Source organism: Rhizobium sp. P2_G2, from assembly GCF_056403555.1.
This window is the reverse complement of record NZ_JBFUFF010000008.1, coordinates 22,089-35,037: the sequence shown is the minus strand read 5'-3', so window position 1 is coordinate 35,037 and position 12,949 is coordinate 22,089. Positions and strand designations below refer to the sequence as shown.

The window sequence follows — 12,949 nt, the reverse complement described above, 5'->3', positions numbered from 1 at the left end:
GTACCAGGCTGGATATGCGCCGCCGATAAGACTATTCGCCCCGGAAAAGCGCTCGGGCAATGACGGTTATTTCGGCAGGCTTGCCGACAAGCGCCTCGCGAAAGCGCGGCGGCAATTCTGAAGGGTTTATATTCGAAACGAAGACATAGGGAATGGCGCGCCTGGAAAGATCGTTGACGATCGATATCGATGTCTCTTCATTGAGCTTGATGTCCAAAAGCGCTGCATCGACCTGGCGCGATTGCAGCAGCGACAATGCGCGTGCTACCGTCGGCACCGGACCGACGACGATTGCGCCGGCATTTTCAAGGTCGAGGCACATTGTTTCGGCGATCAGGAACTCGTCCTCGACGACCAGAACATGCTTGCCTTTGAGTTGATCCAAAGCGGTCGTCATTCACAAATTCCTGTTTTCGCGTCTCAAAATCAGCCGCGGACGTGGAGATAAACACTGAGGCCGGTCATTAAGTCCAGTAAATTGTTTTATTACCTCGCGGCGACCCGCCTCTGTATCATTGCGGCCGGCAGACTAGCGGTTTGTTAAGCCTGAAAGACGGCAGTCAACTTGACATGTTTCAAAAACGCATCGCGTCAATTCATTTTTAGCCTTCTCTTCCTACCATGGTTTGCGTGAATTTGGAGGGACAACCATGGAACCCGGAACCTCACCCAAGCCGAACTATCTGAGCAAGGAAGAGTCCTTCATGTACGACCGCGAAAAGCGGTTTGCCATGGAAGAGACGATGAATGCGGCGCGCATCGAATATACTGAAAATGCGGTGAAGAATCTTGCAGCCCGCCGCTGCGACCTGATCGCCATTTCGAAGAGCGGCGCCATCCTTGCCATCAACACCAAGTTCAGCCTGCCGAAGCAGTTCTATCTCGACGTCCCCGATGCCAAGGTCAACCGCGTCGGCTGCACGCTGATGCGCGTCAACGCCAATAATACGATCGAGGTGCGCTTCCTGAGCATGATGCCGGACCGCGACCTGGACCGCATCTTCGTCTATTCGACGCATCCGAAGCATCGCAATCGCGTGCTCGATATCCGGGCGTGAGGCTCAGGGGCTCAAATATCCGAGCCCTTTTCTGAAGCCGGCACAGCTGCGGCCTCAGATTCCGAGCCGACTTCGGCTTCGCTCTCGCCCTCTTCCTTCGGCGTGCGGCGGCGGACCGGCGTGCGCTTGCGGGTGATCCTCACCTTCTTGATCCGGCGTGGATCGGCGTCGAGCACATGGAATTCGAAGCCGGGCACGGCCTGGACCACTTCGCCGCGCGCCGGGATGCGGCCGAGTTCGGCGAAGATCAGACCGCCCAGCGTATCGACTTCGTTCATCTGGCCGGAAACGTCGAAATCCGGGCCGATCGCCTTGGCGATCTCCTCGAGTTCGACGCGCGCATCGGCGACCCAGATGTCGTCGGGCTGGCGGGTGAACATCGCCTCTTCGTCGTCGTGCTCGTCTTCGATGTCGCCGACCAGCATTTCGACGATGTCTTCGAGCGAGGCAAGGCCATCGGTGCCGCCATATTCGTCGATGACGAGCGCCATCTGCGTCCGCTCCGCCTGCATCTTGGCCATCAGTTCGGAGGCAAGCATGGACGGCGGCACGAACAGAACGGGGCGGATAACGCCGGCTTCGGCGATCGTCACATCCGGATTGACGCGGGAGAGGTCGAAGGGCTTCGCCTTGCTCGGCTTCGGTGCCGGCAACGGCACGGTGCCGTCTGTCACGGTCGCAGGCGCCGCGGCCTTGGGCGTTGAACGGCGGCGGTTGCGGCCTTCCTTGATCATGTATCCCATGAGGTCGCGGATATGCACCATGCCCTTGGGATCGTCGAGTGTCTCGGCATAGACGGGCATGCGCGAACGGCCGGTCTCGTTGAACAGCAGCGCCAGTTCGGCGATGGTCGTATCCTGGTCGACGGCCTCGATCTCGGCGCGCGGCACCATGACATCCTCGACACGCACTTCGCGGAAACGCAGGAGATTGCCGAGCAGCGCCCGTTCGATCGGAGAAAAATCGCTGCCCGCGCTTTCCTCGGTGGCGAGCACATCGGCAAGGTCTTCCCGCAAGGTCGAGGCGGAATGGGGACGCAGCAGCCGCGACACCTTTGCCCAGATCGACGATCTGGGCCCGGTGGTACTGTCGCCTTTGGTAGACGTGCTGCCGTCGTCGGCGCCGTTATGGGCCGGAGAATGATGTGCCGTCTCGCTCGGCCGTGTGGAAAAGTCGCTCATCGCCTCAAACTGTTATCTGGTCATCGTCCCCGTAGGGATCGTCGAGGCCGAGTTCCGCCAGTATGCGGATTTCCAAGCCTTCCATGACCGCTGCTTCCTCGTCGTCCATATGGTCGTAACCAAACAGGTGCAGGAAGCCATGCACCAGAAGATGTGTCAGATGATCGTCAAACGGCTTGCCGAGGTCAAGGGCTTCGCGTCGTAAAGTTTCCTCGGCAAGGATGATGTCACCCAGCATCGGACCCGGCTTGCCGCCGGGCTCCAGCGGAAAAGCCGGGAAAGACAGCACATTCGTCGGCTTGTCCTGTCCCCGCCATTCCGCGTTGATCGCCTTTATATCCTCGTCGCTGGTGAAGACCAGCGAAATTTCAACCGGCGTCTTGGGAAAGGGCTGCTTGACTTCGTCGGCGAGGAAGTCGGCGGCCCTTTCCAGCACACGCGCAGAGAAAGATTGCAACTCGTCTTCCGGCGGCCATTTGCCCGCCTCGACGGCGAGCTGGAGATCCAGTCTGGACGTCTCAGACATCAGGATTCGTAGCCACCATTGCCGAGTGCACCCTCGGCATCATAGGCGCGAACGATCTTGGCGACCAACGGATGACGCACAACGTCGGCATCCTTGAAGCGAACGACGGAAATGCCCTCGACGCCATTGAGGATCTGCAGCGCCTCGACCAGGCCGGATTTCACCCCGCGCGGCAGGTCGACCTGGCTCGGATCGCCGGTGACGATCATGCGCGCATTCTCGCCGAGACGCGTGAGGAACATCTTCATCTGCATCGACGTGGTGTTCTGTGCTTCATCAAGGATGATGGCGGCGTTGGCAAGCGTGCGGCCGCGCATGAAAGCCAGCGGTGCGATCTCGATGACGCCTGCGGTGATGGCGCGTTCGACCTTGTCGCCCGGCATCATGTCATAAAGCGCGTCATAGAGCGGACGCAGATAGGGATCGACCTTTTCCTTCATGTCGCCGGGTAGGAAGCCCAGCCGCTCGCCGGCCTCGACCGCCGGCCGCGACAGCACGATGCGGTCGACGGCGCCACGTTCGAGAAGCTGTGCGGCATGCGCGACAGCGAGATAGGTCTTGCCGGTACCGGCCGGGCCAACGCCGAAGACCAGTTCGGAACGCTCTAGCGCCCGCATATAGACGTCCTGGTTCGGCGTCCGCGCCACGATCGTCTTCTTGCGGGTGGAAATCTGGCTCATCGTGAGCTTTGCCTTTTTCTCCAGCGCCGGGAAGACGAGCTGGTCGTCGGTCGCCTGCGCCATACGGATCGCACCTTCGACATCGGACGGCTCGATCGTGCCGCCCTTCTGTAGCCGGTCATAGAGATGGTCGAGGGTCTTCCGAGCCATGTTGATGGCATTGAGCTCGCCGGTCAGCGACACCGTATTGCCGCGCGGCCGCGCATCCACGCTGAGCCGTTCGGCTATGAGCTTGAGGTTTTGATCGTACTGGCCGAACAGCTCGCTGGCGAGACGGTTGTTATCGAAGGTCAGAACGAAGTGATTGGCGTCTGCCGGAGTCCGGATTGGCTGGCGCTCGGTAGAAGACATCAATTCGGGTCTGCTCAAACCGTCTTGCTCCTTTCAATAGGCCATCCATAGGTGTTCATGCGATCTCCGCGTGCAAACTGTTGGATCCGGCCTTCGTGATTCGTGCCATGATTATGGCACCAATTCTTGTATCTTTTGCATCAATTATCACAGGAAGCAGCCATGGGCTACGGCCAACCATCTGATTGTCGAATCGGCCGGGTTTTTCAACAAGCACTTCGACCGTCTGGCCGACCAGTGACTGCTGGAAGGCAGTCTGTTGTGCCATCAGCAGCGCCTGCAGCCGTTCGAGCCGCTCGGATTTGACCTGTTCCGGCACATGGTCTTTCATCTCGGCGCCAGGCGTACCGGGACGGGCCGAATATTTGAACGAGAAGGCGGAGGCATAGCCGATCGTCTCGACCAGCTTCAGCGTAGCCTCGAAATCCGCATCGGTCTCGCCGGGGAAACCGGCGATGAAATCACCCGACAGCGCGATATCCGGCCGCACAGCACGGATTTTGTCGATCAGCGCGATGTATTCGGCCGCCGTATGACGACGGTTCATTGCCTTGAGGATACGATCCGAGCCGGATTGCACCGGTAGGTGCAGATAGGGCATCAGCTTTCGGAGGTCGCGATGCGCATGGATCAGCCGCTCATCCATGTCGCGCGGATGACTGGTCGTGTAGCGCAGCCGCTCGATGCCGGGCATATCAGCCAGGTGATAGAGCAGGTCACCGAGGCCCCAGGCCTCGCCCTTCGGCCCGTGGCCGTGCCAGGCATTGACGTTCTGGCCGAGCAGCGTCACCTCGCGCACGCCGGCATCGACAAGCTTCTTGGCTTCCTCGACCAACTGCGTCAATGGCCGCGACACTTCCGAGCCGCGTGTATAGGGCACGACGCAGAAAGTGCAGAATTTGTCACAGCCTTCCTGCACCGTCAGGAAAGCCGACACACCGCGGGCGAGCGTCTTCTCGCGATTGATCTGCGGCAGATATTCGAACTTGTCCTCGACGGCATAGTCCGTTTCGATCACCCGCTCGCCATTGCGAGCCCGCGCGATAGCGTCCGGCAGGCGGTGATAGGTGGTCGGTCCGATGATGACATCGACCACCGGTGCGCGGCGGGCGATTTCGGCGCCTTCGGCCTGCGCCACGCAGCCTGCGACGCCGACCATCATCTCTTTGCCCTGCAATGCCCGCTCTTCCTTGAGCTTGCGCAATCGGCCGAGCTGGGAATAAACCTTTTCCGCCGCCTTCTCGCGGATGTGGCAGGTGTTGATCAGCACCAGATCGGCGTCCTCGACCGTGTCGGTCGGTTGATAGCCGCTCTCCGACAGCGCATCGGTCATGCGCTGGCTGTCATAGACATTCATCTGGCAGCCATAAGTCTTGACGAACACCTTCTTGGTATTCGCCCGCGTCTGGCTGATGTTTTCTGCAACGATCTGGTCCATTGCGGCTCTTTAGATCATGTAGGCCGGCAAATGAAGTCTAATCTTCAGAGCTTGCTCGAGGCGTGGGGTGTAGCGATCGTTCGAGCATGTCGCGGATCTCGTCGTCGGCGGTCTGGGCAAGCATCTTACGGTTGGTCGCCGTCGTCACCTCGATGGGTTTGCCGAAGCTGACCTCCACGTCGAGAGCGCCGGTCTCCAGCACGCCGATCAGATGCGGCATCAGCGGCACATCGCCCGGCCAGGCGGTAACCGGCCTGTGGTAATGGCCCATCGGCATTCCGTGAATTCTGGTATAGGCAACGGCCACAGGCTGGACGAAGACCCGGCCTTCTATCGAACTGGCAACCGCCGATGTCGCCGCGGCAAACAGCGTTGATTTTGTCGGGAAGAGGCGGTTGCCGTCCGACGTCGTGCCTTCCGGGAAGAGCACGACGATCTCGCCGGCATTCATCCGGTCGGCGATCTCGTTGGCCTGCTCCTGGCTCTTGCGCTTCTGCTCGCGCACGACAAAAACCGAGCGCTGCAGCCGCGCCAGGATGCCGAAGACTGGCCAGTCGCGCACCTCGATCTTGGCGACGAAGGCAACATCGGCCACCGAAGCCAGCACCAGGATATCGAGCCAGGAGGAATGGTTGGCGACCAGCATCAGCRGCCGGCGCCGTTCGAGCACGCCGCGCGTCGTCACCCTGACACCGATCAGCTTGAGCGCGATGCGGTGCCAGTAGCGCGGCATGCGCACGCGCCAAGGATGCTTTAGCCACAGGAACAGCAGATGAATCGGAAACAGGATCACGCTGACGACGACCAGCAACGTGATCGCAAGGATGATGCGAATCCTGGCGATCACTTTTCGTCCTTAGCAAGCGGAATGCCATAGAGTTCCAACCGGTGGTCGACCAGTTTGAAGCCGTGTTCGCGGGCGATCTTTTCCTGCAGCGCTTCGATTTCGGCGGAGTGGAATTCGATCACCCGGCCGCTCTTCAAATCGATGAGATGGTCATGGTGCTCGTCCGGCACGGTCTCGTAACGCGACCTGCCCTCGCGGAAATCATGCCGCTCGATAATGCCGGCATCCTCGAACAGTTTGACCGTGCGATAGACGGTGGCGATGGAAATCCGCGGATCAACGTCGGACGAGCGTTTGTGGAGTTCTTCAACATCGGGATGGTCCGTCGACTGCTGCAGGATGCGGGCAATCACACGGCGTTGGTCGGTCATCCGCAGCCCGCGTTCAGCACAAATTTCCTCAAGCGTCCGCGTGATGTCCGCCATCTCGGCATTCCCTAAACTTCGTTCGATGAGGGACTAGCGGAGATCAAGCCGCATGACAAGCGCCGTGGATTTCCGACCCCGACCGTCGTTATAATAGCCCTTACGCTCGGCCACCTGCTTGAAACCAAGCTTGCGGTAGAGGCCGATCGCAGCGTCATTGCCCTCGTCGACTTCGAGAAAAAGGGTCTCGCCGCCGCGGGCGCGAATCTCCCGCATTGCAGCAAGCATCAGCCGCCAGCCGAGGCCCTGCCGCGGATATTTGTCGGAGACGACAATCGTCAGGATTTCCGCCTCCCCGGCCGCTTCGCGCGCCAGAACGAATCCGCCCAGACCCGGCACGCCGGAGGTGATTCGGGCGCTGAAACCGAAGACGTTGGACTGGCCGAGCAGGGAGTGAAATTCTCCATCACCCCAGCCGCGATAGAAGCGTTCGCCGTGAAGTTGCGAGAAATCCCGGCAATCCGAGGCATCCGCGGCGAAAACATCGAATTCCACCTTGCGGGTGAAGAAGCTTTCAAGCAACGAGACCGGATTCATGGGCGTTTCCGTCAAAAAGAATGCAGTTCCTTCACTATGACCGCAAAAGATTGAAGAATCTCTATGATTCCTCAGAACTTATGCGTGTTGCACTGCGAAACCTGTTTGCGGCTTCGCATCAGCGCCGCGGATATAGAGCGGGCTGGCTTTGACGTCAGCCGCAAGCCGCGCGCCGATCCTGGCGACGATATCGAGCGGGATCATGTCGATCTGCGGCGAGGCTGCACCGCTCAGGATCAAAGCGCCCGATCCCGCCAGCATTGCGTCTGTTTCTGCAGCCAGCCTCAGCACTTCATCATAATGCAAGGCTTGCGGCTCACCGCGCGCCGAGCCGTCGCCGGCGAAAAGCTGCGCGTAGAGTTCCTCGCGCCGGGCATCGATCAGCGCCAGCACCGGCTTTTCCCGGCCCAGCATCGGCTCTGCGACAACCGACAGCGTCGTGACGCCGACCGCCAGAATGCCGAGCGGCAGAGCGAGCCCGCGCGCCATCGCCACGCCGACGCGAATGCCGGTGAACGAACCCGGGCCGATCGTCACCGCAATGCGGTCTAGTGCCTTGAGCGGCAGCCCGGCCTCACGTGCCGCAGCCTCGATCATTCCCGGCAGGATTTCCGCATGACCCTTGCCGATCGTCTCGGACTGGAGCGCAAGCATGTGTGCTGCGCCGGCATCAAAAATGCCGGCCGCGCATTCCGGCCCGGACGTGTCGATCACCAGCAGGCGCATAAAATTCCGTCGATCAGACGGCCTCGACTTCCCGCACTTCCGGAATGAAATGGTGCAACAGATTCTGCACGCCGTGCCTCAGTGTCGCCGTCGACGACGGGCAACCGGAGCAGGCGCCCTTCATGTTGAGGAACACCTTGCCGTCCTTGTAACCCTTGAAGGTGATGTCGCCGCCATCCTGGGCGACGGCCGGACGCACGCGTGATTCCAGGAGTTCCTTGATCGTGGCGACCACGGTTTCATCCGCCGGATCGAAGAACTCGTCTTCACTCTCTGCTGCCGTCTTGCCCGACAACCCGCCCATGATCGGGGCGCCGGACATATAATGTTCCATGATCGAACCGAGGATCGCCGGCTTGAGGTGCTGCCAGTCGGTATCGTCCTTGGTGACGGTGACGAAATCATAGCCGAAGAACACGCCGGTGACACCGCGGATGGCGAACAGCCGTTCGGCCAGCGGCGACTCTTCGGCATCGTCAGCGGAACGGAAATCGGCGGTGCCGTTTTCCAGCACGACCTTGCCGGGCAAAAATTTCAGCGTCTGCGGATTCGGCGTGGATTCGGTCTGAATGAACATCGGTCTCTCCATGTCCAGGCGGGTCAAGGCCGTCGGATTTAGAATTGTTCAAAAACAAATAGGCTGTTTGGCTGGAGGTCGCAAGAGTAAAAGAGGTGAATCGGCGTCAAGATTTCGGCTTCGACAGCACGATATTGTCACGCCAGCGCGTCGATCTCTTCATCCGTCAGTGTTTCCGGCACGATGGTGACCGGGATCGGGAAGGCAGTGCCGCGTCCCGCCACAGAGGAGACGAGCGGGCCTGGGCCTTCCTTGGCGGCGCTGGCGGCGAGCACGAGGATGGCGATATCGCGATCCTCCTCGATCAATTGCATGATCTGCTCGGTCGCCTTACCCTCGCGGATGACGAGTTCCGGCTCGATGCCGACTGCCTCGCGCACCTGCTGGGCGACCTTGGAGGTCACCGTTTCGGCCTCCTCGCGGGCCTCGGCGCGCATGATTTCGCCGACGCCGATCCACTGGTTGAAGTCGGCATCGGCGATCACATAGATCAAAACCACGCCGCCGCCGGAATTCTTGGCGCGCATGGCGGCGTAGCGCACGGCGCGGGCACATTCCGGCGTGTTGTCGATCACCGCCATGAATTTGCGGCGGTGGCCTTCGAGCCGTGACTGTCTTTTGGAAACCATGTGCCGGATGTCTCCCGTAAACCCGGAATTCACTCCGCCGCATCGTGCTGCGGCGGAGTTGTCATCCGATTCTTAGCGGAGAAATCCGATGATGTCTTTGACTTCGTTCATCACGACTTCAGCCCGCTCGCCAGCCCGCTCGCCGCCCTTCTTGAGAATGGCGTCGATATGGCTCGTGTCGTCCATCAGCCGCCGCATTTCGGCGGTGATCGGCGCGAGAACGCTGACGGCGAGATCAACCAGCGCCGGCTTGAACACCGAGAACTGCTGGCCGCCGAATTCGCCGAGCACGTCGGCCTTGGTCTTGTCGGCGAGCGCAGCATAGATGCCGACGAGGTTTTCGGCTTCCGGACGCCCGGCGAGGCCTTCGATCTCTGATGGCAAGCCGTCGGGGTCGGTCTTGGCCTTGCGGATCTTCTTCGAAATCTCCTCGGGATCGTCGAGCAGGTTGATGCGCGACAGGTCCGACGGATCGGATTTCGACATTTTTTTGGTGCCGTCGCGCAGGCTCATGACGCGGGGCGCCGGACCGTCGATCAGTGGCTCGACCATCGGGAAATAGGCATGGATCTTCTCCTCGCCGACGACGATATCCGTGCCGAGGCCGGCCTTGCGGATATGATCCTGATAGTCGAGATTGAACTTCATGGCGATGTCGCGGGCGAGCTCAAGGTGCTGCTTCTGGTCGTCGCCGACGGGCACATGGGTGCCGCGATAGACGAGAATGTCAGCCGCCATCAGGCTGGGATAGGCGAGCAGGCCGAGCGAGGCATTCTCGCGGTCCTTGCCGGCCTTGTCCTTGAACTGCGTCATGCGATACATCCAGCCGATGCGGGCGACGCAATTGAACACCCAGGCGAGCTCGGCATGCTGCGGCACGGCCGACTGGTTGAAGACGATATGCTTTTCCGGATCGATGCCGGAGGCGATGAAGGCGGCGGCGATGGCGCGGATTTGGCCGCGCAGGTCGTCGTGCACGAGCTGTGCGGTCAGCGAGTGCAGGTCGACGACGCAATAGATGCAGTCATTGCCGTCCTGCAGCGCCACGAACTTGCGGATGGCGCCGAGATAATTGCCGAGATGCAGGTTGCCGGTCGGCTGCACGCCGGAAAAGACGAGTTTCTTGAATTCACCCATAGGAATGTCCTCGGTTAGGCTGGTGGAGGGCCCCAGGGCCAACGGCCCATGTTGCTAACGCGCGGGCTTATGCACGTCAGCGAAGACGGGATCAAGAGGATATTGCGGGAGAAAGAAAATGCAGGAGGCCGGCGTTTGCCGACCTCCAATTTTTGATATTCAAACGCCTATTTGGACCGATCAAACCTGGAAATATGCCGGTTGGTCGATGTCGGCGAGCAGGCCCGGCTGGGTCGGCTGCCAGCCGAGCACCTGGCGGGTCTTTTCGCTCGAAGCACGATTGTCGATCATCGCGAAGTGGGTGAACCAACCGAAATAGTCGGCAGCCTCCTCTTTCGACTTGCCCAGCACCGGCACACCCAGCCTGCGGCCGATGACTTCGGCGATCTGCCTGAACGGTACGCCCTCTCCCTCGACCGCATGATAGCGGCTATCCGCCGTGCCCTTCTCCAGCGCCAGCCGATAGACTTTCGCCGCGTCGAGGCGATGCACGCCCGGCCAGACATTCTCTCCTTCGTCGATATAGGCGGCAGCACCTTTCTCACGGGCTATGCCGATCAGCAGGGGTACGAAGCCGTGGTCGCCGACGCCATGCACCGAGGGCGGCAGGCGGACGGCCATGGCTTTGACGCCTTTCGCGGACTGGGCGAAGACCGTCTGTTCCGAGACGCGCGGGATGGCATTCGGAGGCGGGGCCAGCGTGTCCTCGGTCACCAATTGACCAGGTGTCAGGAGCCCTGTCCCCGAGGTCACGATCAGCGGCCGGCCCGAGCCGGCCAATGCATCGCCCAGCGCGTCGATCGCAGCGCTGTCGATCTCGCAATTTTCCTTGAATTTCGAAAAATCATGGATGAACGCGGTGTGGATCACGCCATCGGCATCCTTCGCGCCGCTCCGCAAGCTGTCGAGATCTGTGAGTTCACCCCGATGCACCTTGGCACCGGCGGCGGCCAGTTTTTCGGCCGCCGCATCCGACCGTACCATGCCCAAGACCTCATGACCCGCGCCCAGAAGCTCCTGGACCACCGCCGAACCGACAAAACCGCTGGCACCCGTGACGAAGACTCGCATCACGACTTCTCCTTCTCTCGCATTGGAATGGATGGGCCGCTTCATCCGGCCGCTGCGGAGTTGATAAGCGATTGAGCCGATAYGATCTATGCTGTAGCGTCTCGATTATCTTCGAGATCGTCCGGAGAAGCTTATGGATCCCCTTTCAGACGTCCTATCCTTGCTGAAGCCCAGAAATTACCTTTCTGCCGTCTTCGACGCTGCAGGCCCATGGTCGGTGCAGTTTCCAGATCAACAGAAGAGCATCAAAACCGGCGCTATCGTGTCGGGACAATGCTGGCTCTCAGTGGAAAACGTGCCTGAGCCGGTTCTGCTGACAGCCGGAGATTGCTTCATTCTGCCCAGCGGACGGCCGTTCTGTATGGCTTCGGATTTGTCCGTCCCGACCGTCGAGGCGGCAGCCGTATTTTCATTGGCGCGACGTGACGGTGTCGTCACCTATAACGGCGGCGGTGATTTTTCGCTGATCAGCAGCCGCTTTGCCGTTGGGGGCGAAAACGCCGATATCCTGCTGAGGGTGCTGCCGCCCATCGTCCATATCCACAACGACCAGCCGGGTCAGTCTGCGCTGCGCTGGTCGATGGAGCGGATGATGCAGGAATTGCGCGAACAGCAGCCCGGCGGTTTCCTCGTCGTCGAGCATCTCGCGCATATGATGCTGGTGCAGGCACTCCGCATGCATCTGGCCGAAGGCGAGAAGGGTGGCGTCGGCTGGCTCTTCGCGCTTGCGGACAAGCAGATCGGCGCGACGATCAAGGCCATGCACGACGATCCCGCCCATCGCTGGACACTCGAGGCGCTCGCCGAACGCGCCTGCATGTCGCGCTCGACCTATGCGCTGAAATTCAAGGAAAAGGTCGGCAAACCGCCGATGGAATATCTGATGAACTGGCGGATGCTGCTTGCCGGCGATCGATTGACCAATGGCAGCGAGCCGGTCTCGACCATTGCGCTGTCGCTCGGCTATGAATCGGAAAGCGCCTTCAGCACCGCGTTCAAGAAGCGGATGGGCTGCTCGCCACGGCAATATGGTCGCGCCACGCCCAATACTATCGCGGCATGAGTTCCGACAGCACCTGCGGTGCGATCGCCAGATAGGCACGCATCTGGTCTTTGACGATCATCGGCAGGTCGCCGGACACCTTCGTGTGATAGACATAGCGGCGGATGCCGACGAAGATATTGGTCGAATGCATGCCCCAGACCAGTTCCAACTCGCGCTCGAAAATCGCAATCTCGTCGAAGCCCGGATAGCCGAATTGCGCCCGCACTTCGCCGATCAGCGCGGTGAAAAGTTCGCTCTCCACATGGCTGAGATAGGCTTGTGCGAAAGACGGATCGTCGAGGGCGGCATACCAGAAACCGCGATACCATCGGTCGACATAGATTTGTGGCAGATATTGCTCGTAGAAGCCGACGATCCTGTCGGCGAGCGGACGCGTCCGGTCGGTCAGGATGAGCCGCCATTGCGGGTCCCAATGGGCATTCTGGATCGAATCGCGGATAGCGGCGATCAGGTCCGCCTTGGTCGGGAAATAACGGTGTACCAGCGGCTGCGTGACTTTCACGCGGTCAGCCAGCTCCTGCACGGTGATGCCGAGACCTTTTTCTGAGAAAATATCGATCGCTGCATCGAGCAGCAAGCGCCGCCGTTCCTCGGCCGGAAGATTGCGACGGGTTGCCGTTGCGTGGTCCTTGTTCAGCAATCGCTTTTCCATATGTCCGGTTTGGCATGAAAACCGGAGCTTGGAAATCGCGATTTTCGC

At 60.4% G+C, this 12,949-nt stretch carries 16 protein-coding genes; 2 read left to right on the top strand and 14 right to left on the bottom strand.

The window, feature by feature from the left end; translation table 11 throughout:
* Positions 1 to 31: 31 nt before the first annotated feature.
* The gene (locus AC1D06_RS09285; RefSeq protein ID WP_477985992.1) at positions 32 to 397 is read right to left on the bottom strand and encodes a response regulator; all 366 of its coding nucleotides are present in this window, start codon (positions 395 to 397) and stop codon (positions 32 to 34) included.
* Positions 398 to 650: 253 nt separating this feature from the next.
* On the opposite strand from AC1D06_RS09285, the gene AC1D06_RS09280 reads away from it, so the two are divergent.
* Complete coding sequence (locus AC1D06_RS09280) at positions 651 to 1,058, top strand: hypothetical protein (protein WP_477875968.1); 408 nt, start codon at positions 651 to 653, stop codon at positions 1,056 to 1,058.
* A gap of 11 nt (positions 1,059 to 1,069) precedes the next feature.
* Here AC1D06_RS09280 and AC1D06_RS09275 read toward each other — a convergent pair whose 3' ends face one another.
* The 12 genes from AC1D06_RS09275 to AC1D06_RS09220 all read right to left on the bottom strand — a co-directional run bounded on the left by AC1D06_RS09275 (position 1,070) and on the right by AC1D06_RS09220 (position 11,183).
* Positions 1,070 to 2,239 carry a hemolysin family protein gene (locus AC1D06_RS09275; RefSeq protein ID WP_477985991.1) on the bottom strand — a complete coding sequence of 390 codons (1,170 nt, stop codon included), beginning with the start codon at positions 2,237 to 2,239 and terminating at the stop codon, positions 1,070 to 1,072.
* Between the two features lie 4 nt (positions 2,240 to 2,243).
* Positions 2,244 to 2,765, bottom strand: a complete 522-nt coding sequence (gene ybeY, locus AC1D06_RS09270) for an rRNA maturation RNase YbeY (protein ID WP_477985990.1) — start codon at positions 2,763 to 2,765, stop codon at positions 2,244 to 2,246.
* Entirely contained in the window at positions 2,765 to 3,796 is a 1,032-nt protein-coding gene (locus AC1D06_RS09265; RefSeq protein WP_477875965.1) for a PhoH family protein, read from the bottom strand. The genes ybeY and AC1D06_RS09265 overlap by 1 nt, the downstream gene beginning before the upstream one ends.
* 55 nt (positions 3,797 to 3,851) lie before the next feature.
* Entirely contained in the window at positions 3,852 to 5,234 is a 1,383-nt protein-coding gene (miaB, locus tag AC1D06_RS09260; RefSeq protein ID WP_477985989.1) for a tRNA (N6-isopentenyl adenosine(37)-C2)-methylthiotransferase MiaB, read from the bottom strand.
* Positions 5,235 to 5,271: 37 nt separating this feature from the next.
* Positions 5,272 to 6,081: a lyso-ornithine lipid O-acyltransferase gene (gene olsA / locus AC1D06_RS09255; RefSeq protein WP_477985988.1), complete on the bottom strand. Its 810-nt coding sequence runs from the start codon at positions 6,079 to 6,081 to the stop codon at positions 5,272 to 5,274.
* Complete coding sequence (locus tag AC1D06_RS09250; protein ID WP_477875962.1) at positions 6,078 to 6,506, bottom strand: Fur family transcriptional regulator; 429 nt, start codon at positions 6,504 to 6,506, stop codon at positions 6,078 to 6,080. Before AC1D06_RS09250 ends, olsA begins: the two co-directional genes overlap by 4 nt.
* A gap of 33 nt (positions 6,507 to 6,539) precedes the next feature.
* The gene (locus AC1D06_RS09245) at positions 6,540 to 7,043 is read right to left on the bottom strand and encodes a GNAT family N-acetyltransferase (RefSeq protein WP_477875961.1); all 504 of its coding nucleotides are present in this window, start codon (positions 7,041 to 7,043) and stop codon (positions 6,540 to 6,542) included.
* A 78-nt stretch (positions 7,044 to 7,121) separates the two neighbouring features.
* The gene (gene tsaB / locus AC1D06_RS09240; protein WP_477985987.1) at positions 7,122 to 7,769 is read right to left on the bottom strand and encodes a tRNA (adenosine(37)-N6)-threonylcarbamoyltransferase complex dimerization subunit type 1 TsaB; all 648 of its coding nucleotides are present in this window, start codon (positions 7,767 to 7,769) and stop codon (positions 7,122 to 7,124) included.
* 13 nt (positions 7,770 to 7,782) lie between these two features.
* Positions 7,783 to 8,346: a NifU family protein gene (locus AC1D06_RS09235; RefSeq protein WP_477985986.1), complete on the bottom strand. Its 564-nt coding sequence runs from the start codon at positions 8,344 to 8,346 to the stop codon at positions 7,783 to 7,785.
* A 137-nt stretch (positions 8,347 to 8,483) separates the two neighbouring features.
* Positions 8,484 to 8,975 (bottom strand): universal stress protein, encoded by a 492-nt coding sequence (locus AC1D06_RS09230; RefSeq protein WP_477875957.1) that lies wholly within the window; start codon positions 8,973 to 8,975, stop codon positions 8,484 to 8,486.
* Between the two features lie 72 nt (positions 8,976 to 9,047).
* Positions 9,048 to 10,112, bottom strand: coding sequence for a tryptophan--tRNA ligase (gene trpS, locus AC1D06_RS09225; protein WP_477875956.1), 1,065 nt, complete (start codon positions 10,110 to 10,112; stop codon positions 9,048 to 9,050).
* A gap of 180 nt (positions 10,113 to 10,292) precedes the next feature.
* A complete protein-coding gene (locus tag AC1D06_RS09220) occupies positions 10,293 to 11,183 on the bottom strand; it encodes an SDR family oxidoreductase (RefSeq protein WP_477985985.1) in 891 nt (296 codons plus the stop codon).
* A 133-nt stretch (positions 11,184 to 11,316) separates the two neighbouring features.
* Between AC1D06_RS09220 and AC1D06_RS09215 the strand changes: the two genes are divergently transcribed.
* On the top strand, positions 11,317 to 12,246 hold the full coding sequence (locus AC1D06_RS09215) for an AraC family transcriptional regulator (protein WP_477985984.1): 930 nt from the start codon (positions 11,317 to 11,319) through the stop codon (positions 12,244 to 12,246).
* Here AC1D06_RS09215 and AC1D06_RS09210 read toward each other — a convergent pair.
* Entirely contained in the window at positions 12,233 to 12,889 is a 657-nt protein-coding gene (locus AC1D06_RS09210) for a TetR/AcrR family transcriptional regulator (RefSeq protein WP_477985983.1), read from the bottom strand. The two genes, AC1D06_RS09215 and AC1D06_RS09210, sit on opposite strands and share 14 nt — an antisense overlap.
* Between the last annotated feature and the right edge of the window lie 60 nt (positions 12,890 to 12,949).

Coding starts and splice junctions, on each gene's coding strand:
- AC1D06_RS09245 (WP_477875961.1), bottom strand. CDS start 7,043: ATGAATCCGGTCTCGTTGCTTGAAAGCTTCTTCACCCGCAAGGTGGAA.
- tsaB (WP_477985987.1), bottom strand. CDS start 7,769: ATGCGCCTGCTGGTGATCGACACGTCCGGGCCGGAATGCGCGGCCGGC.
- AC1D06_RS09230 (WP_477875957.1), bottom strand. CDS start 8,975: ATGGTTTCCAAAAGACAGTCACGGCTCGAAGGCCACCGCCGCAAATTC.
- AC1D06_RS09235 (WP_477985986.1), bottom strand. CDS start 8,346: ATGTTCATTCAGACCGAATCCACGCCGAATCCGCAGACGCTGAAATTT.
- ybeY (WP_477985990.1), bottom strand. CDS start 2,765: ATGTCTGAGACGTCCAGACTGGATCTCCAGCTCGCCGTCGAGGCGGGC.
- AC1D06_RS09280 (WP_477875968.1), top strand. CDS start 651: ATGGAACCCGGAACCTCACCCAAGCCGAACTATCTGAGCAAGGAAGAG.
- AC1D06_RS09265 (WP_477875965.1), bottom strand. CDS start 3,796: ATGTCTTCTACCGAGCGCCAGCCAATCCGGACTCCGGCAGACGCCAAT.
- trpS (WP_477875956.1), bottom strand. CDS start 10,112: ATGGGTGAATTCAAGAAACTCGTCTTTTCCGGCGTGCAGCCGACCGGC.
- AC1D06_RS09220 (WP_477985985.1), bottom strand. CDS start 11,183: ATGCGAGTCTTCGTCACGGGTGCCAGCGGTTTTGTCGGTTCGGCGGTG.
- AC1D06_RS09215 (WP_477985984.1), top strand. CDS start 11,317: ATGGATCCCCTTTCAGACGTCCTATCCTTGCTGAAGCCCAGAAATTAC.
- AC1D06_RS09285 (WP_477985992.1), bottom strand. CDS start 397: ATGACGACCGCTTTGGATCAACTCAAAGGCAAGCATGTTCTGGTCGTC.
- miaB (WP_477985989.1), bottom strand. CDS start 5,234: ATGGACCAGATCGTTGCAGAAAACATCAGCCAGACGCGGGCGAATACC.
- AC1D06_RS09250 (WP_477875962.1), bottom strand. CDS start 6,506: ATGGCGGACATCACGCGGACGCTTGAGGAAATTTGTGCTGAACGCGGG.
- AC1D06_RS09275 (WP_477985991.1), bottom strand. CDS start 2,239: ATGAGCGACTTTTCCACACGGCCGAGCGAGACGGCACATCATTCTCCG.